The 17,261-nt window shown below is 72.0% G+C and carries 12 protein-coding genes and 1 pseudogene; 3 read left to right on the top strand and 10 right to left on the bottom strand.

From position 1 onward, the window contains the following. Positions 1-19: 19 nt before the first annotated feature. The 3 genes from ACFZB3_RS07815 to ACFZB3_RS07805 form a co-directional block, all read right to left on the bottom strand. Complete coding sequence (locus tag ACFZB3_RS07815; protein WP_391371338.1) at positions 20-1,627, bottom strand: protein kinase; 1,608 nt, start codon at positions 1,625-1,627, stop codon at positions 20-22. A 43-nt stretch (positions 1,628-1,670) separates the two neighbouring features. Beyond that, the gene (locus tag ACFZB3_RS07810; RefSeq protein ID WP_391372064.1) at positions 1,671-3,188 is read right to left on the bottom strand and encodes a hypothetical protein; all 1,518 of its coding nucleotides are present in this window, start codon (positions 3,186-3,188) and stop codon (positions 1,671-1,673) included. A gap of 270 nt (positions 3,189-3,458) precedes the next feature. After that, a complete protein-coding gene (locus ACFZB3_RS07805; RefSeq protein ID WP_391371335.1) occupies positions 3,459-5,927 on the bottom strand; it encodes a SpoIIE family protein phosphatase in 2,469 nt (822 codons plus the stop codon). Between the two features lie 218 nt (positions 5,928-6,145). Here ACFZB3_RS07805 and ACFZB3_RS07800 point away from each other — a divergent pair, with 218 nt between their 5' ends. Further along, complete coding sequence (locus ACFZB3_RS07800; RefSeq protein WP_391371332.1) at positions 6,146-8,230, top strand: SpoIIE family protein phosphatase; 2,085 nt, start codon at positions 6,146-6,148, stop codon at positions 8,228-8,230. A gap of 114 nt (positions 8,231-8,344) precedes the next feature. Here ACFZB3_RS07800 and ACFZB3_RS07795 read toward each other — a convergent pair whose 3' ends face one another. From ACFZB3_RS07795 to ACFZB3_RS07785, 3 genes and pseudogenes are all read right to left on the bottom strand, one after another. Then, positions 8,345-10,003 carry a tetratricopeptide repeat protein gene (locus ACFZB3_RS07795; protein ID WP_391371329.1) on the bottom strand — a complete coding sequence of 553 codons (1,659 nt, stop codon included), beginning with the start codon at positions 10,001-10,003 and terminating at the stop codon, positions 8,345-8,347. 111 nt (positions 10,004-10,114) lie between these two features. Further along, positions 10,115-10,801, bottom strand: a pseudogene (locus ACFZB3_RS07790) (polysaccharide deacetylase family protein); the annotation flags it as partial. After that, positions 10,801-11,469, bottom strand: a complete 669-nt coding sequence (locus ACFZB3_RS07785; RefSeq protein WP_391371326.1) for a glycoside hydrolase family 11 protein — start codon at positions 11,467-11,469, stop codon at positions 10,801-10,803. The gene ACFZB3_RS07785 and the pseudogene ACFZB3_RS07790, both read right to left, overlap by 1 nt. A gap of 346 nt (positions 11,470-11,815) precedes the next feature. Here ACFZB3_RS07785 and ACFZB3_RS07780 point away from each other — a divergent pair, with 346 nt between their 5' ends. Next, positions 11,816-13,000 (top strand): SpoIIE family protein phosphatase, encoded by a 1,185-nt coding sequence (locus ACFZB3_RS07780; protein WP_391371324.1) that lies wholly within the window; start codon positions 11,816-11,818, stop codon positions 12,998-13,000. A gap of 101 nt (positions 13,001-13,101) precedes the next feature. Continuing rightward, positions 13,102-13,875 (top strand): methyltransferase domain-containing protein, encoded by a 774-nt coding sequence (locus ACFZB3_RS07775; protein ID WP_391371321.1) that lies wholly within the window; start codon positions 13,102-13,104, stop codon positions 13,873-13,875. A gap of 33 nt (positions 13,876-13,908) precedes the next feature. On the opposite strand, the gene catC is transcribed toward ACFZB3_RS07775, so the two are convergent. The 4 genes from catC to ACFZB3_RS07755 are packed head-to-tail and all read right to left on the bottom strand — an operon-like array spanning position 13,909 to position 17,139. Then, on the bottom strand, positions 13,909-14,193 hold the full coding sequence (gene catC / locus ACFZB3_RS07770) for a muconolactone Delta-isomerase (protein WP_391371319.1): 285 nt from the start codon (positions 14,191-14,193) through the stop codon (positions 13,909-13,911). A 6-nt stretch (positions 14,194-14,199) separates the two neighbouring features. Continuing rightward, positions 14,200-15,057, bottom strand: coding sequence for a catechol 1,2-dioxygenase (gene catA / locus ACFZB3_RS07765; RefSeq protein WP_391371316.1), 858 nt, complete (start codon positions 15,055-15,057; stop codon positions 14,200-14,202). A gap of 28 nt (positions 15,058-15,085) precedes the next feature. After that, a complete protein-coding gene (locus ACFZB3_RS07760; RefSeq protein WP_391371313.1) occupies positions 15,086-16,189 on the bottom strand; it encodes an enolase C-terminal domain-like protein in 1,104 nt (367 codons plus the stop codon). Further along, positions 16,186-17,139, bottom strand: coding sequence for a LysR substrate-binding domain-containing protein (locus ACFZB3_RS07755; protein WP_391371310.1), 954 nt, complete (start codon positions 17,137-17,139; stop codon positions 16,186-16,188). The genes ACFZB3_RS07760 and ACFZB3_RS07755 overlap by 4 nt, the downstream gene beginning before the upstream one ends. Positions 17,140-17,261: the final 122 nt, after the last annotated feature.

The raw sequence follows: 17,261 nt of genomic DNA, 5'->3' as shown, positions 1-17,261 counted from the left end.
TCCGTCCACCGGGATCCGCTCAGCCGTCGTACGGCATCACCTTGACGACCTTGCCCAGCTTGTCCGTCTGGAAGTATCCCGTCTGGCTGTACTTGTTGCTGAGGTAGACGGACATCCCGGCGGGGTCGCCGAAGGCGTTGCCCGGCAGGACGACGAGGAGGTAGCGGCTGGTCGGGTGGGGGACCTTGAGCTGCTTGCGGGCCTCGGTCAGCAGTGCGGGGACCTTGTCCCAGGCGAAGCCGTCGAGGCGGACGGGTGTCTCGTCGCTGAGCAGGTCGCCCGAGATGATGTCCTTCTGCACGCCCTGGCCGGGGCGGTAGGTGTACATGTCGTACGCGGTGTCGCTGCCCTTCACCATCAGGTAGGCGATGACGTAGTCCGGGTACACCGCGAGCTTTCCGAAGCGGTCCCGGCCGGTCTGCTTCTCGAAGGCCGCGACGGCGGTGCGGATGCCCTGCGGGGTCAGCAGGTCGGTCGTGATGGTCTGCCGCGCGGCCGTGGGTGAGGAGGTGCTCCCGGCCGGGGACGATGCCGAGGGCACCGTGGTCCCCCGGTCCGTGGGCCCGGAGCCGTCGCCGCCCGTGCCCGGCAGCAGCGTCCACGCGAGCACGCCGGCGACGGCCACCGCGGCCGCGGGCAGGAGGAGCAGGGTCCGGCGGCGGCGCGCGGCGGGCGCGGGGGACGTCGGCGTCGTGTCCTGCGGGGGCGCGTCCTGCGGGGGCACATCCTGCGGTGGTGCGGACGGCGGTTGCAGGGGGAACGACGTGGGGGACCCGGTCTGCCGGGCGGCGTGGGCCAGCATCCGCTCCAGTGCGGCGGCGTCGGGGCGGGCCGCCGGGTCGCGGACGAGGACGCGGGTGAGGACGTCGGTGAGCGGCCCGGCCTGCACCGGTGGCGGTACGTCCTCGGCGAGGACCGCGGCGAGCGTGGCGAGGGTCGTGCCCCGGCGCAGCGGATGGTGGCCCTCGACGGCGACGTACAGCATCATCGCGAGCGACCACAGGTCCGCGGCCGGCCCGCCGTCCTTGCCGGAGACGCGTTCCGGCGCCATGTAGTCGGGGGTGCCGATGACCGACCCGGTGGCGGTGAGGGCGGTCGACTCGCGGACGGCGGCGATGCCGAAGTCGGTGAGCACGGGGCGCCCGTCGGGGCGCAGCAGGACGTTGGCCGGCTTGACGTCGCGGTGTTCGATGCCCGCCTCGTGGGCGGCGCGGAGCGCGGCCAGCACCTCGCGGCCGATGCGCGCGGCCTCGACCGGGTTCATCGGGCCGGCGGCGAGGCGGTCGGCGAGCGAACCGCCGGTGACGAGTTCCATGACGATCCACGGGTAGGTCCCCGGGCCGCCGTCGACTATGTGATGGATCGTCACCACGTTGGGGTGGTCGACCCGGGCCAGCGCGCGGGCCTCCCGCAGCACCCGCTCGCGCAGCAGCCGCGCGGCCTCGGGGTCCCATTCGGCGAGCCCGGGGTCGGACGGCCGCACCTCCTTCACGGCCACGCTGCGCCGGAGCACCAGGTCGGTGGCCCGCCACACCGTGCCCATGCCGCCGCCACCGAGCCGTGCAACCAGCTCGAACCGCCCGTCGACGACCCGTCTCGCGGGGTCGTCCCTGCCCTCGTCGTTCATGCGCGGGAGCTTAGTTGGCGCCGCCGACAGCCTCCGGCGCCGCTCAGTAGGTGGACCCCAGCGTCTGCGTCGTGTAGGCGCACTCCGTGTAGATGTAGCCGTAGCGGAGCTTGGCGGTGTCGGAGCCCGGGGTGGCGGTGCTGTCGTTCTTCGGCTTGTGCACGAAGTACGTGGTGCCGGGCGGCAGACTGATCGTGCGCTGCGGGTAGTTCTTGCCGCTGTCGCTGCACGGCTCCCAGCCGCTGATGAGCGGGCTGGCGAACGAGTACGCCTTGCAGCTCCCGCACGCCTTCAGGGTGAAGCTGCCGGTGACCGGGCCCGTGTACAGGACGGTGATGTCGTCGGGGCTGTCGTTCTTGACGGTCACGGAGATGCCGCCGCCGGAGGCGGTGGTGGGCAGCTTCTTGCCGGCGGCCGGGAGGGTCTGGGCAACCTCGGCGCCGATGGCGATCTTGCGGGCGCGGTCGCGGTTGCCGTCGTGCGGGTTGTCGGTGACGAACTGCTGCATGGTCTGCTGCGCCTGGGCGTAGTCACCGTCCCGGTACTGCTTGACGCCGCACTGGTACTCCCCCGCGTCCCGGCTGCGGTCGGCCCGGCCGGCGACCTTGACGAGGCCGTCGGCCTCGGCGCTCGACCCGTTCGACAGCTGGACGATCTGCGTGTTCAGAGTGCCCAACTGCTTGACGGCGCCGCAGGGATCCTTCCCGGAGACCGCCTTCGCCGCCTTCTTCTCCGCGGCGTCCACGGCAGGTACGACCTTGGCGGCCTGGCCGGAGTCGGGGAAGGTGCCCAGCAGGTCGCCGAACCGGGTGACCCAGTCGGTCCCGCCGGCGGCGAGGCCCTGCGCGCCGCACTCGTACAGCGAGGTGGCCAGCCGGTCGTCGGGCCAGTGGGCGAGCGTGCCGAGCTGGTCCTTCGGCATGGAGTCGGGCACCGTCCGCAGGAACTGGAGCGGTTCGACGGCCGAGCAGTAGTCGCGGTGGCTGTAGGCCGCCGCGACCGTCGTGTAGTAGGTCTTCAGGCGGTCGGGGACCTGGGCGGCGGCGCGCGAGCCGGAGTGGTGGACGGCGAGGTCGCGATAGACGGCCAGGGCGGCCCGGTAGCCCGGCCTGGCGGTGCCGAAGTCCTGTCCGGAGGCCGCGTCGACCTGCCGGTCGGCACGGTCGAGACGGTCGAGGAGGGCGCGTTCGACGGCTTCGTTCTGCGCGCTGTCGTACCAGAGCGCGCCGCCCACGGGGACGGCGAGCAGGACGATGCCGAGGACGAGGGCGACGGGCCGCCGTCCCGGCCACGCCAGGCGGGTGCGCAGGCCGGCGAACCAGCCGTGGACGGCGGCCAGCAGGAGGAGAACGGCGTACAGGACGAGCGCGGTGCCGGGCACGCCGTCGGCGTCCGCCGGCAGCGCCACCAGCAGCAGCACGACGGTGGCCGCCAGACATGCGGCCGTCGGGAGCCATCTTCGCAGGAGCAGGTAGCCGAGGCCGAGGCCGGTCAGGTTGAGCAGGGCGACGGCGGTGGCGCGCAGGGGGTCCGGCGGAGCGGGCGGCGGAGCCGACGGCATCGGCGGCAGGAAGGAGCCGGGAGGCGGGAAACCCGGGCCCGGGGCGGCCGGGCCGGGGAAGCCCTGGCCCGGTAAGCCCTGGCCCGGTAAGCCCTGGCTCGGGAAGCCGTGGTTCTGCGGTTCGTGCTGCGGTGGTTCCTGGTGCGGACCGTACACGCCGTCCCCGGACATGGCGGCTCCCCCAATTGCTGCCTAATCCTTATGAATTGACAGCGTACGGCCATACGTGCGAATTTGACAGGGGCACGAGGACGGTCGGTATCCGACCGGTCACGCGCCGGGGATCTCCTGCTCGGCCCAGATGATCTTTCCCTCTCCGGTGTACCTGGCTCCCCAGCGGTGGGCGAGCTGGGCCACCAGGAAGAGGCCGCGGCCGCCCTCGTCGGTGCTGCGGGCGTGCCGCAGCCGGGGCGCGGTGCTGCTGGCGTCGGCGACCTCGACGGTCAGCCAGGCGTCCCGCAACAGCCGTAGCCGGATGGGCGGTTCGGCGTAGCGGATGGCGTTGGTGACCAGTTCGCTGACGATGAGTTCGGTGGTCGTCGCCAGTTCGTCGTAGCCCCACGCGACCACCTGGCGGACCGCCTCGGCGCGGACGGCGGCGACGGCGGCCGGGTCGACGGGCACGTCCCAGGAGACGACGTGGTCGGTACCCAGGGCGTGGGTGCGGGCCAGCAGCAGGGCGATGTCGTCGGGCTGGGGAACGGGGACCAGTTGCTGCACGGCCGTCGTGCACAGCGTGTCGAGATCGGCGCCGGGGCCGGCCAGCGCACCGCGGAGGCGGGCCATGCCCAGTTCGACGTCCTGGTCGGCGCCCTCGATGAGACCGTCGGTGTAGAGGCCGAACAGGCTGCCCTCGGCCAGCTCGATCTCGGTGGCCTCGAAGGCCATGCCGCCGAGCCCGAGCGGGGGTCCGGCGGGGATCTCGGGGAAGTGGACGTGCCCGTCGGGCGAGACGACCACCGGTGGCGGATGTCCGGCGCGGGCCATCGCGCACCGCCGGGTCACCGGGTCGTACACGGCGTACAGGCAGGTCGCGCCGACGAACGTGTCCGCGCTGCCCTCCACCACCGCACCCGCGTTCCCCTCCTCCCCCAGCCGCAGCACGAGGTCGTCGAGGTGGGCGAGGAGTTCGTCGGGAGGCATGTCCATGTCGGCGAGGGTCTGCACGGCGGTGCGCAGCCGGCCCATGCTCGCCGCCGCGGTGAGACCGTGCCCGACCACGTCGCCGACGACCAGCCCGACCCGGGCACCGGACAGCGGGATCACGTCGAACCAGTCGCCGCCGACGCCGTCCGTCGCGTCGGCCGGCAGGTAGGAGGAGGCCACGTCCAGGGCCGTGCCGCCGGTCAGGGCCTGGGGCAGCAGGCTGCGCTGGAGGGTGACGGCGGCCGTGTGCTCCCTGGTGTAGCGGCGGGCGTTGTCGACGCAGACGGCGGCACGCGCGACCAGTTCCTGCGCGAGCAGGACGTCGTCGGGTCCGAAGGAGAGCGGGTTGAGCGAGCGGGCGAACGTGGTCAGGCCCAGGACGGTGTTGCGCGCCCGCATCGGCACCGAGATCAGGGTGTGCAGTCCGAACTCCCGGATGCGGGCGGCCCGCGCGGGCTGTTCGGTGATCCAGAGACGGTCGTCGGGGTCGAGTTCGGGGATGAGGACCGGCTCGCCGCTGATGAGCAGGTCGACGCCGTGCGGCGGGGGTACGAAGTCGACCCGGTCGCCGATCCGCGCCACGACCTCGGGGCTGCCCTCGCGGACCGTCCGCAGCGCGGCGCGCCGCATCACCGCCCGGGCCGGGGCCGGGCCCGCGTCGGGCAGCCAGGTGCCGTGCCCCTCGTTGCTGAGGACGGGCTCCAGGAGGTCGACGATGACGAAGTCGGCGAAGCGCGGGACGGCGAAGTCGGCGAGTTCCTGAGCGGTGCGCAGCACGTCGAGGGTGGTGCCGATGCGGGTGCCCGCCTCGTTGACCATCGACAGGAGCTGCCGCGCGTTCCAGCGTTCGGTGACGTCGGAGACCATGTAGCAGACGCCGGTCACCGCGTCGTCGGGGTCGACGAGGGGGAAGAACGACGTCGAGTAGGCGCGCTGGCGGTGCGGATCCGACCAGCTCCAGCCGAGGTACTCGTAGTCGGTGACCGGCTCCCGGGTCGTCAGCACCTTGCGCATCAGGCCCTCGATGGTGGTCCCCTGCAGACCGGGCAGCAGTTCGCTCAGCCGGCGGCCCAGGCGCTGCTCGCGGGGCACCCCGCCGAACTGCTCCAGGGTGTCGTTCAGCCAGACGTACCGCAGGTCCAGGTCCATCACGGCCATGCCGATCGGCGACCGGGTCAGGAATCCGTCGAGAACGGACTGGCCCACCGTCCACTGCGGGCGCTGCTCCCGCGCCGAGAGCAGGAAGCACTCGGCGCCGTCGATCCGGAAGGACGCGGAGACCCGCAGGTCGACGACGACACTGCGGCCGTCGAGGTGCCGTACCGGGACGAGGCCGCTCCAGCCCATGCCGGACCGGCAGCGCTCCGCGACGCCGGCGGCCCGGGCCGGGTCGACGCGCATGGCGAGCAGCCGCGCCGCGGGGTGCCCGAGCACGGCGGCGGCCGGATGGCCGAGCAGGGCCTCGGCGCCACGGGTCCAGCCGATCACGTCGCCCTCTGCCGACAGCACCGCCGCAGCGTCGCTGGAGGCGTCCAGGAGGTCGTGCGGCCCCACGGTGGTCGGCACGTCGAAATCTTCTCGCGGAGAATCCATTGGCTACATCCTGTACGTACCCCAATGTTCCTGCTTGTCCACCCGTTGTGCAGGCCCCTGACGGGCGCGGGACGGGCGGCCGGACATGGCAGGTGAGACCGGGCGCGGACCGGGGTACCCGGCCTGGAGTTGGGGCGAGACGCCGGCCGGGGGCAGCATGGAAGGGCCGTAGCAGCGGCATCGGCATCGGCCCGGCGGCCGGTGGAGGTGGTTGAGGGATGGCTGTGGGTTCCCTGCGGGCCGGTGACGCGGACGGCTCCCGCGATGAGGGGTACGGCTCCGGCGGACCGCGTCCGACCAGTCTGCTGGACCTGCTGAGCGTGGCCGCGGTGGCGCTGGACTCGCAGGGCCGGATCGTGTTCTGGACCCCGCAGGCCGAGGAACTCTTCGGCTACACGTCCGAGGAGGCCCTCACCAGGAACGCGGCGCGGCTGCTCGTTCAGCCGGAGCATCTGAAGGCCGCGGTGAAGGTCTTCACGGACGTGCTGGAGACCGGGCACAGCTGGGCCGGTGCCTTCCCGGTGCGGCACAAGGACGGCAGCAGCCGGCTGATGGAGTTCCGCACCATGCGGCTGCTGGACGACCTCGGCGACGTCTACGCCCTGGGCATCGTCGCCGACCACAACCTGCTCCAGCGGCTGGAGACCGACCTGGCGCTGTGCGAGCGGCTGATCAACCAGTCCCCGATCGGCCTGGCCCTGATGGATCCCGATCTGCGCTATCTCCTGGTCAACCCGGCGCTGGAGCGGATCGACGGCGTGCCCGCCGAGGAGCACATCGGCCGCCATCTGCGGGAGACGCTGCCGCTGCCCGACATCGACACCGTGGAGTCGGCGCTGCGCCAGGTGCTCACCACCGGCACGCCGCTGCTCGACCAGTACCACGTGGGCCGTACGCCGGCCGACCCGGAGCACGAGCACGCCTGGTCCCTGTCGTTCTACCGGCTGGAGGACCCCGGTGGCCGGGTCCTGGGTGCCGCCACCTCGGTCGTCGACGTGACGGAACGGCACCGCGCGGCGGCCGAGGCCGACCGGGCCCGGCGCCGCCTCGCCCTGATCGCCGACGCCTCGGCCCGGGTGGGCACCTCGCTGGAGGTGGAGCGCACGGCGCACGAGCTGGCCGAGATCGCCACCCCGGTGCTCGCGGACGTGGTCGCGGTGGACGTGCTGGACGCGGCACTGGCCCTGCGCCGTTCGCGCCGCCCCGACAACGGCCCCGAGCTGTTCCGGGCCCTCGCCCTCAAGGCCGCCCACCCCACGGTGGCCCTGCGAGCCGCCGACACACCCGGTGACCTCGCCTCCTACGACGGCGACCGGCTGGTCACGCTGTGCGTGCACACCGCCCGCCCGGTGCTGGTGCCCCGGGTCGGCAAGCACGACCTGCCGCGCATCGCCCGCAGCCCGGAGGCCGGGGCCCTGCTGGAGGAGGCGGGCGTCCACTCGTATCTCGCGGTGCCGCTGATCGCGCACGGCGAGGTGCTCGGCGCCCTCGACCTCAAGCGGACCCGCAATCCGCTCCCCTTCGACGAGGACGATGTCGTCCTCGCCACCGAACTGGCCGGGCGGGCGGCCGTGGCCATCGACAACGCCCGCTGGTTCCAGAGCGTCCGCAACACCGCCCTCACCCTCCAGCGCAGCCTGCTGCCCGACCACCCGCCCCGGCACACCGGTCTCGAACTGGCCTCCCGCTACGAACCGGCCCAGGCGACGAGCGAGGTGGGCGGCGACTGGTACGACGTGATCCCGCTGTCGCAGGACAGGACCGCGCTGGTCGTCGGCGACGTGATGGGCAACGGCATCGACGCCGCCGCCACCATGGGCCGGCTGCGCACCGCCACCTGCGCCTACGCGGACCTGGAACTGCCCCCGGACGCGGTGCTCCGGCACCTCGACCGGATCACCTGCGATCTGGAGCACTACATCGTCACCTGCCTGTACGCGGTGTACGACCCGCACACCGGAACCTGCGAGATCGCCAACGCCGGGCACATGCCGCCCGCGCTGGTGCACTCGGACCGGCCGCCGGCCCTGCTGGAGCTGCCGACGGCCGCCCCGCTGGGCGTCGGCGGCATCCCCTTCGAGACCACGACCGTCCGTTTCGACGTGGGTGACCTGCTGGTCCTGTACACCGACGGCCTGGTCGAGACCCGCCGCCACCCCATCGACGACCGCCTCGACGTCCTCCTCGGCTTCCTGGACGAGCCCCACCGCCCCCTGGAGGAGACCTGCGACCTCCTCCTGCACGGCCTGCGCCACCCGGACGACCACGACGACGTCGCCCTGCTGGTCGCGCGAGCGCTCTAAGAACGCCGCGTCCCGAAGGGGCGCTGGGGGTACCCCCGGCCGAAGGCTGGGGGAGGAACTGCGCGACCAGCCACGACGGCGACGTAGACATCCGACGACCCGTCGCAGCGCCTCCTACGCACCGCAGCACTCCGCCCGACAGAAGCACGACGCCCTGATCGGCACGTCCGCGTTGGCAGCCGCAAGCTTCAGCTGCTGGCCCACGATCCGCGCCTCCCCCTCACGGCCAAGCCGCCGGAGGCACTCGTGGAAGCCGTGCAGGGCCCAGACGTTGCCCGGGTGCTGCAACGGCCGGGGCAGGGTGTCGTCCAGGCCGAGGTCGGCGCGGTAGACCGCCTCGGCCTCCTCGACCCGGCCGCGTTCGAGGAGCAGGGCTCCGTAGGCGTGCCGGGTGGGCTGCATCCAGCCCCAGGGTTCGTCGTACGGAAGGTTGTCGTCCAGGTCGGTCGCACGGCGCAGGGCGGCGAAGGCGCTGTCGAAGTCGCCCTTGCGGTAGGCGAGTTCGCCGTCGAGCATGGCGGAGGCGATGGCCAGGATGTCCGTGCAGGTGTTGTTGAACAGCATGCGGGTCGCCGGGACGGCGGCGACCGCGTCCCGGAAGCGGGCCCGGTCGGTCCCGGCCTCGGCGATCCGGCCGGTGGCCGCGTGTGCGACACCGCGCGCGTAGTGCAGCATCGCGGTGGTCACGCAGTACAGCCGGGGGTCGGCGGGCAGCGGCAGGCGCAGGATGTCGTCCCAGCGGCCGAAGCGGACGAGGACGTGCACCCGCATGGCCAGGAAGCCCTCCAGCCAGTCGGCCATCGGCGGGCTCTGCACCCGCAGCAGTTCCTCCGGTACGGCGGCTTCGAGCCGTTCGGCCGTGGCGAGGGCGTCCTGGAAGCGGCCCAGGAACATCGCGCCGTAGATCCCGAAGTGCAGGTTGTGGCAGCGGTAGAGGGTGTAGAAGTTCATCGCGCCGGCGCGGGCGTGGTACTTGTCGTCGGCGGCGACGGCCGCGGCGTTGTCGGAGACGACGCGCCGGTAGTCGCCGCAGAGGACTTCCAGGTGCGAGGGCATGTGCTGGAGGTGTCCGGCGTCGGGCACGAGGTCGCGCAGCCGGTCGGCGACGGGCAGGGCGGTCTCGGGTGTGGGCGACATCTCCATGAGGTGGATGTAGAGGTGCAGCAGCCCCGGGTGCCCGGCGCCGGCCCCGGTCCCGAGGGCCCGTTCCAGCACGGCTTTGGCCTCCTCCGTGCGGGCTCCGTCGGCCGGCCGGCCGCTGCGGATGTCCCAGAGCTGCCAGGGGGTGAGGTTCATCAGGGCGTCCGCGTAGAGGGTCGCGACGTCGAGGTCGTCGGGCGCCAGTTCGTAGGCGGTGCGCAGGCTGTCGGCGTAACCGGTGTTCCACACCGTGCAGGCCGCCGCGTCCGGCGCCGCGGCCTGCGGGTACCGGGCACGCAGCGCCTCGATCAGGGCGCGTTCGACGGGAGTTGCGTGCGCGGCCTTGGCGTGGGCGCGTTCCACCGCCGCGTGGGTCCGCTCCACGGTGCGTGCCAGGTCGTCGTCGTCGAAGAACTCCCAGGGCTTGTTGTAGTTGGGGCCGAGGGCGTAGGCGACGCCCCAGTCGGCCATGGCGCAGTCCGGGTCCGCCGCGCCGGCCGCCTCGAAACAGCGGACGGCCTCCTCGTGGTTGAAGGCGTAGGTCCAGTTCAGTCCCCGGTCGAACCAGGTCTGTGCGGCGGCGGACGAAGTCGTCACGCGCCGGCCGTGAGGGCCCAGGTCGTAGTAGTCCACGGTGGCGAACCTATCGACGCGAGGCGGGCGGGCGGTTTCCGTTCATCCGAAGTCATGAGGGTGGCGCGGCGGTTGACGGGCCGCCGCGCCACTCGTGCCGGCGCTCGCTCAGGGCGCGACGGCGCGACCGGTCTGCGGGGAGATCCGCCCGGAGCACAGCCCCTTGGCCGCGAGGGTCTGGGCGATGCGCGGGATCGCGGCCAGGGTGTTGGCCGGCCACTCGTGCATGAGGATGATCTGGCCGCCGGTGAGCCGGGAGACGGCCTGCACGATCGCGTCGGTGCTCGCGCCGTTCCAGTCCTGCGAGTCGACGTCCCAGATGATCTCGGTGAGCCCGTACCTGGCCTCGACCGCCCGTACGGTCGCGTTGGTCTCGCCGTAGGGGGGCCGGAACAGGACCGGTGTCCCGCCGCCGGCAGCCGCGATCGCCGACTGGGTGCGGGAGATCTCGGAGTCGATCTGCGCCTGGGTCTCCTGGGTGAGGTGCGGGTGGGTGTAGCTGTGGTCGCCGACCCACATGCCCGCGCTGACCTGGGCCTTGACCTGGGCGGGATAGGCGGCCGCGTACTGGCCCTCGTTGAACATGGTGGCCCGCAGTCCGTTCGCCCTCAGGGCGCCGAGCAGGCCCGGTGTGTGGGCGGTGGACGGTCCGTCGTCGAAGGTGAGGCCGACGTAGCCGGCGCAGGTGGCGGAGTGGGCGGGGGCGGCGCCGGCGGCGAGGGTGCCCGCGGCGGCCAGCGCGACGGCGGCGGCGGTTGCCACCAGGGGACGTGACGAGCGCTCCACGACGGCACTCATCACGCCACCGTGATGTTCGAGCTGCCGCTGCTCTGGTAGCCCTCGGTGGCGAGGATCTGGTAGTAGCTGAAGCTGCCGAGGGACATGCCGGCCCGGGCCCAGGCGTCGAAGTGGTTGCCGGTGGTGATGGTGCCGCCCGTCCGCCTGGACCGGCGGACGCTCCAGTACTGGTTGAAGGTCTTGGTGCCTTCGACCGACGGGGCGTTGTACCGCGTCGTCAGGTAGATGTCGTAGGTGCCGCCGTCGCTGGTGACGCTGCCCTTGTACGTGCCGGTGGGCCGGTAGGTGCCCCAGTTGTCGACGATGTAGTACTCGACGAGCGGGTTCGAGGTCCAGCCGTAGAGGGACAGGTAGCCGTTGCCGGAGGGGCTGAAGCTGCCCGAGTAGGTGACGTTCCGCCGGGCGCCGGTGCTCCAGCCCTTGCCGCACACGAAGTTGCCGGTGTTGCTCCAGCTGGTGCCGTAGGTGCCGCCGGAGCCAAGGGTCATGGAGACCGTGCCCTGTGCGTCGGTCCAGAACGAGTAGTAGTAGCCGTTGTTGGTGCCGGTCTGGTTCGTGGTGACGACGGTGGCGGCCCGGGCGGTGCCGGGCAGGGCCAGCCCGGCGGCGGCGCCCAGCAGCAGGGCGCCGGCACTCCTGCGGCTCAGGGCGTGGTCGAGCGGGTTCATGGGATGCCTCCTCGTGTGGCCTGTGCGGGTGTGGCCTGGTCGGGAGTGTTGGTCTGCCCATGTCACCTATCAACAGTTTCGGTAGTTATTTCGAAACCTTCGATCCATCCGGCGGGCCGTCTCCGCAGTTGGCAGACACCATTCACCCATTCGAAGATCGGATATGCCGAAGTCTGGCGAATCAAGATCAATCAAGAGGGCCCGGAATCTCCGAATGTTTCGACGCATGGCTCGAATGATGCTGCCGGTTTCGGAACATGCCGCTGAGTGGAGCAATCACCGGCGTTCCGGACGTCGGCCCGGGAGGCTGGGTGTCTTGTCTAGATTCGTATGCCAGGAGTCCCGGGTGAGGTACGACGGTCCCAACCCACCACTGCCCGCGCCCCCCGCGTGGATGCGCTGGCTACCGGTCCTGTACGTGGCCGCCGTACTGCTGATCGAACCGGTGACCCCGGTGCAGTGGCCGGTGAGTTTCGTACTGATCGCCCTGCCCCTGGTGACCGCCTTCGCGCACCCGCCCGTCGTCGTCGCCGTCGCCACCGTCTTCGCCATCGGACTCGAACTTTTACTGGCCGGAACCCCGTGCTGCGCGGGACGCTCCGTCGGCTACATCTGGGAACGGCACTATGTGGCCGCCTACGCGTGTACGGCCCTGGTGGGCGCGCTCGGCACGATTCTGGCCGCACACCGGACCCGTCGCGAACGCACCCTGGCCGACGTCCGGTTCGTGGCCGAGATCGCCCAACGCGTCCTGCTCAGACCGGTCCCGCACCGGATCGGGAACCTGCTGCTGGAGAGCTTCTACCTGTCCGCGGCCGCGGAGGCGCGCATCGGAGGCGACCTCTTCGAGGCGGTCCCCACGGCGTACGGGGTCCGGCTGCTCATCGGGGACGTGCGGGGCAAGGGGCTGCTCGCGGTGGAGACCGCGGCGGCGATGCTGGGCGCCTTCCGGGAGGCCGCGCACGACGAACCCGACCTGCATGCGCTGGTGGACCGGGTGGACACCAGCATGACCCGCCGGGCCGACCGGCTGGGCGGGACCGAGCTGGGTGAGCGGTTCGTCACCGCCCTCTTCGCCGAGATCCCCGAGGACCGGAGGATCGTCCGCATCCTCAACTGCGGCCATCCGCCGCCGCTGCTCATCCGCCCCGGCGAGGTGAGCGAGCTGGACCAGGGGCAGCCGGGTCCGCCGCTCAACCTCGGCATGCTCGTCAGGGACCCGTACCACGTCGAGACCTACGCCTTCGGCCCCGGCGACCAACTGCTCCTGTACACGGACGGGGTGACGGAGACCCGGGATCCCGCCGGCGACTTCTACCCGCTGCTCCAGCGGCTGCGTTCGTGGGGTCCGATGCCACCCCCGGAGCTGCTGGAACGGCTCCATCAGGACCTGCTGGACTACAGCCACAACCAGTTGCAGGACGACACGGCCGCGCTCACCGCCTTTCTGCTGCCCGAGGGAGCAGCCGGGACGCCCGGGGGCGGTCACGACGATTCGGACGCGCAGGCGTCCGGCGACCCGCTGCCGTGAGGGACGACGCGTCGCGGACCGGCTCCCCGGCAGCAAAGGCCACCGCGGCACAACTCCGTCGCCACACGGCGGACTTCAGGCGCCCGTGCTTCACTTCCCGCATGTCGACCTCTCTCGGTGTACCGCAGCCCGACCAGGCCGCCTACATGCTGCGTGCCGCGACCAGTGCCGCCGGCCGCGGCTACAAGCAGGAGCTGATGGAACTGCTGGACGTCCAGCCGGGCCAGACCGCGCTCGACGTGGGGTGCGGACCGGGCACAGACCTTCCCGCGCTGGCAGAACGTGTCGGTGCGAGCGGCACGGTGATCGGAGTCGACAGCGACCCGGCCATGCTGGCCGAGGCCCGTCGACGCACCGGCCACCTGCCGACGGTCCGGATCCGCGAGGCGGACGCCCACGCCCTCCCCGTCGAGCGCGGCACGGTGGACCGGGCCAAGGTCGACCGGGTCCTCATGCACGTCACCGACCCGGCCGGAGTGCTGGAGCAACTCCGCCTGGTCACCCGGCCGGGGGCGCGGATCGGTCTGGCCGAGCCGGACTGGGACACCCTCGTGGTCGACGCGGAGGACCTCGACACCAGCCGCGCGTTCACGCGCTACACCACGTCGGAAGCGGTGCGCCACGCCACGATCGGCCGCAGCCTGGCCCGCCGCGCGGAGCGCGCGGGTTTCGCCGTCGAGACGGTACGGGCCACGACGCCCGTCTTCCTGGACTTCCAGGACGCGGATCACACCCTCGGGCTAGGCCGGAACATGCACCAGGCCATCCGGGACGGCCACGTCGACGCGGCACGTGGCCGCCGGTGGTTCACCTCGCTCTCCGAGGGCCCCTTCTTCGCTGCCTTCACCCTGGTCACCGTGGTCTGCTCGCGCTGACGACGTACCGGGACCCGCACGACGGCTTGTCCGTCAGCCGGCCGCCAGGTCCGAGGGGTGCTGGGCCAGGGGGGTCACCTCGATGGTCAGGTAGGGGAAGAGCGGCAGGTTCCAGAGGAGCCGGTGGAGGGCGTCGTTGTCGGCGACGTCGAAGACGCTGATGTTGGCGTACTGGCCGGCGCACCGCCAGATGTGCCGCCACTCCCCCGACTTCTGCAGGTCCTGGCAGTAGGCCTTCTCACGGGCCACCAGGTCCGCGCGGACCTCGGGGTCGAGGTCGCGCGGGATCGAGACGTCCATCCGTACCGCGAAGAGCACGGTGCATCACGCCTTGTCGAGCACGAAGTCGTAGGTCACCTCGCGGCCGGTGCCGTCCGCCGACGGGCCCGGGTCGAGGACCAGTTCGGGCTTGACCGCGGAGGCGATGTCGTCGGCGACGTGTTCGTCGCCCTTGAAGTACAGCTGGGTGGTGATCAGTCGATGGCCCGGTGCGGAGACCTTCAGGTGCAGGTGGGCGGGGCGCCAGGCGTGCCAGCCCGCGGCGGCGATGAGGCGGCCGCAGGAGCCGTCGGTGGGGATCTGGTAGGGCGCCGGCTGGACCGTGCGGATCCGGAAGCGGCCGGTGCCGTCGGCGGTGACCGCACCGCGCAGGTTCCATTCGGGCAGGCCCGGGGCGAACTGCGAGTAGTAGCCGTCGTCGTCCGCGTGCCAGATCTCCACGGACGCGCCGGGCAGCGGGGTCCCGTCCACGCCCGTCACGTGCCCCTGGAAGAGGAAGGGGGTGCCGGCCTCGTCCGCCCGCATGGGCAGGGCGGTGTCGGCGGGCAGGTCCGGGGCGCCGGGGACGTAGTACGGGCCCTCGATGGTGCCCTTGCTGCCCTCACGGCTCTCGTTGGCGACCTCCTCGACGACGTGTTCCAGCCACACGTCGAGGAAGAGCGGCCACTCGCCGTCCTCGCCGACCTGGATGAGCCAGGACTTCAGGGCGTCGTACTCGGTGTAGGTGAGCCGGTGGCGGCGGATGATGTCGTGGGCGGCGGTGAGGAGTTCGGTGACGAGGGTGTCGACGCGCCGGGTGTCGGTGCCGTCCGTGCCGGTGCGCTGCTTGTTGCGGAACTGCTCGGTGGCGGCGGCTCCGGAGGCGGCGGCGGTGGCGCTCTGCTCGGTGGCTGTGTCGGTCATGGTGTTCCCGTCCCTGGAATTGCGAGAGTCAGCGGTCCTGGCGGTAGCGCGCCAGCTTCTCGGGGTCGATGTCGATGCCGAGTCCGGCGCCCTCGCGGCTGCGCAGGGTGCCGTTCTCGATGGTCAGCGGCTCGGTGAGGAGGTCGTCGGTCATGTCGAGGAAGTTGGACAGCTCGCCGGGGTGGCGCGAGGAGGAGCGGTGCGCGGCGCCGAAGGCGACCGTGCACAACGTGCCGATCTGGCCGTCGATCTGATTGCCCATCACCACTTCCACGCCCAGGCCCTCGCACTCGTGCAGCACGCGCTGGGAGGCGGTGAAGCCGGTGCGGGCGGTCTTGACGCTGACGGCGGTGGCGGAGCCGCCGAGGAGTTCGCGGGTCACCTCGGCGGCCCGGGTGGCGCTCTCGTCGGCGATGAAGGGGACCGGGCTCTGCGCGACGAGCCAGCGGCGGCCCAGTACGTCGTCGGCGGGGCAGAGTTCCTCGGCGAAGGTGAGGTCCAGGTCGGCCATCTCGCGCAGGGCGCGCGCCGACTGGGAGGCGGTCCAGCCGCGGTTGCCGTCGATGTACAGGTCGACGTCCGGGCCGAGGGCCTCGCGCAGGGCGCGGCAGGCGGTGACGTCGTCGGTGTACGGCTGGCGGCCGACCTTCACCTTGAAGGTGGTGACGCCGTAGGTGTCCCGGACGCGTTCGGCCTCCGCGACCATCTCCGCCGCCGGGGCGAAGCCGACCATGTGGCTGACCCGCATCCGGTCGGTGTAGCCGCCGAGGAGGCCGGAGACCGGCATGCCGGCGGCCTGGCCGAGGACGTCCCACAGGGCCATGTCGAGGGCGGCCTTGGCGGTGGGGTTGCCGACGGTCCGGTCCAGGCGGGCGTGCACGGCCTCGCGTTCCAGGGCGGTCAGGCCGAGGATCTGCGGGGCGAAGATCCTGTCGATGACGGCGACGATCGACTCCTGGGTCTCGCCGTAGGTGTAGGGCCTCGGGGGTGCTTCGGCGGTGCCGGTGAGGCCGTCGTCGGTGTGCACCCGGACCAGGACGTGGTCGGCGGTGTGCACCTCGCCGCTCGCGAACCGCAGTGGCTTCGCGTAGGGGATGGCGAAGGGGATGGCCTCCACCCGGACGATCTTCATGCCGCTCCTTCGCGTCCGTCGCCCCGGTCGTCCCGCTCGCCTTGGTCGTCCCGCTCGCCCCGGTCGAGGAACATCTCGTTCCGCTCCAGCACCGTGAGGAGGTTGCGCAGCAGCGGGGACTCGTCGTCCTCCCGCCAGGCGAGCACGAGCGGTACGGACAGGGCGTCCTCGATGTCCTTGCACAGGACGCCCTCGCGGGGCGCCGAGCGGACCGAGTCGGGCAGGACGGCGACGCCGAGCCCGGCGGCGACCAGGGCGAGGGCGGCCGAGGTCTCGGTGACCTCGTAGGCGCAGTGCGGGTAGTAGCCGGAGGCGAGGCAGCTGCGCACGACGGCGTCGTTGACGACGGAGCCGAGCGTGGCGCCGTACATGATGAAGTCCTCGTGGCGGAGCTGCTCGATGCGGACCAGGTCGGCCTCGGCGAGCCGGTGCCCGGCCGGTACGGCGGCCACCAGCGGTTCGTCGGCGAGGGCGCGCTGGGCGATGCCCTCCTGCCGGACGGGCGGCCGCAGCAGGCCGACGTCGAGGCGGCGCTCGGTCAGCCCGGCCTCCTGGGCGGGGGTCAGCATCTCGGTGTGCACCTCCATTCTCACGTGCGGCAACTCCCTTTTCAGCAGCCGTGCCAGGGCGGGCAGCTGGCGGTACGAGGCGGAGCCGGTCAGGCCGACCCGGAGCACCCCGTCGACGCCCGCGGAGAAACGGCCCACCCGGGCCACCGCCTCGTCGACGGCCTTGAGGATGTGCTCCGCGTCCCTGCGGAACACCTCGCCGGCGCCGGTCAGGGCGACCTGCCGGGTGGTGCGGGTGAACAGCTCCACGCCCAGTTCCGATTCCAGGCGGCGGATCGCCTGGGAGAGCGGCGGCTGGGCCATGTGCAGGCGTTCCGCGGCCTTTCCGAAATGCCGGGTCTCGGCGACGACCACGAAATACCGGAGGTGCCTGAGCTCCATCGGGCTGCCCCTCTCCTTTTCGGGGCCCTCGAATGCGCTCAGCGTAGAGAGCCGGTCCCATACCACACAAATACTTGATTGGATCGTATTGAGACGCGCGAGATATCAGTATCCCCCTGGGC

This window comes from Streptomyces sp. NPDC008092 (genome assembly GCF_042957285.1).
Taxonomy (GTDB): Bacteria; Actinomycetota; Actinomycetes; order Streptomycetales; family Streptomycetaceae; genus Streptomyces.
This window is presented reverse-complemented; position numbering and strand designations above follow the sequence as displayed.

Coding starts and splice junctions, on each gene's coding strand:
- ACFZB3_RS07815 (WP_391371338.1), bottom strand. CDS start 1,627: ATGAACGACGAGGGCAGGGACGACCCCGCGAGACGGGTCGTCGACGGG.
- ACFZB3_RS07810 (WP_391372064.1), bottom strand. CDS start 3,188: ATGCCGTCGGCTCCGCCGCCCGCTCCGCCGGACCCCCTGCGCGCCACC.
- ACFZB3_RS07805 (WP_391371335.1), bottom strand. CDS start 5,927: ATGGATTCTCCGCGAGAAGATTTCGACGTGCCGACCACCGTGGGGCCG.
- ACFZB3_RS07800 (WP_391371332.1), top strand. CDS start 6,146: ATGGCTGTGGGTTCCCTGCGGGCCGGTGACGCGGACGGCTCCCGCGAT.
- ACFZB3_RS07785 (WP_391371326.1), bottom strand. CDS start 11,469: ATGAACCCGCTCGACCACGCCCTGAGCCGCAGGAGTGCCGGCGCCCTG.
- ACFZB3_RS07775 (WP_391371321.1), top strand. CDS start 13,102: ATGTCGACCTCTCTCGGTGTACCGCAGCCCGACCAGGCCGCCTACATG.
- catA (WP_391371316.1), bottom strand. CDS start 15,057: ATGACCGACACAGCCACCGAGCAGAGCGCCACCGCCGCCGCCTCCGGA.
- ACFZB3_RS07760 (WP_391371313.1), bottom strand. CDS start 16,189: ATGAAGATCGTCCGGGTGGAGGCCATCCCCTTCGCCATCCCCTACGCG.
- ACFZB3_RS07755 (WP_391371310.1), bottom strand. CDS start 17,139: ATGGAGCTCAGGCACCTCCGGTATTTCGTGGTCGTCGCCGAGACCCGG.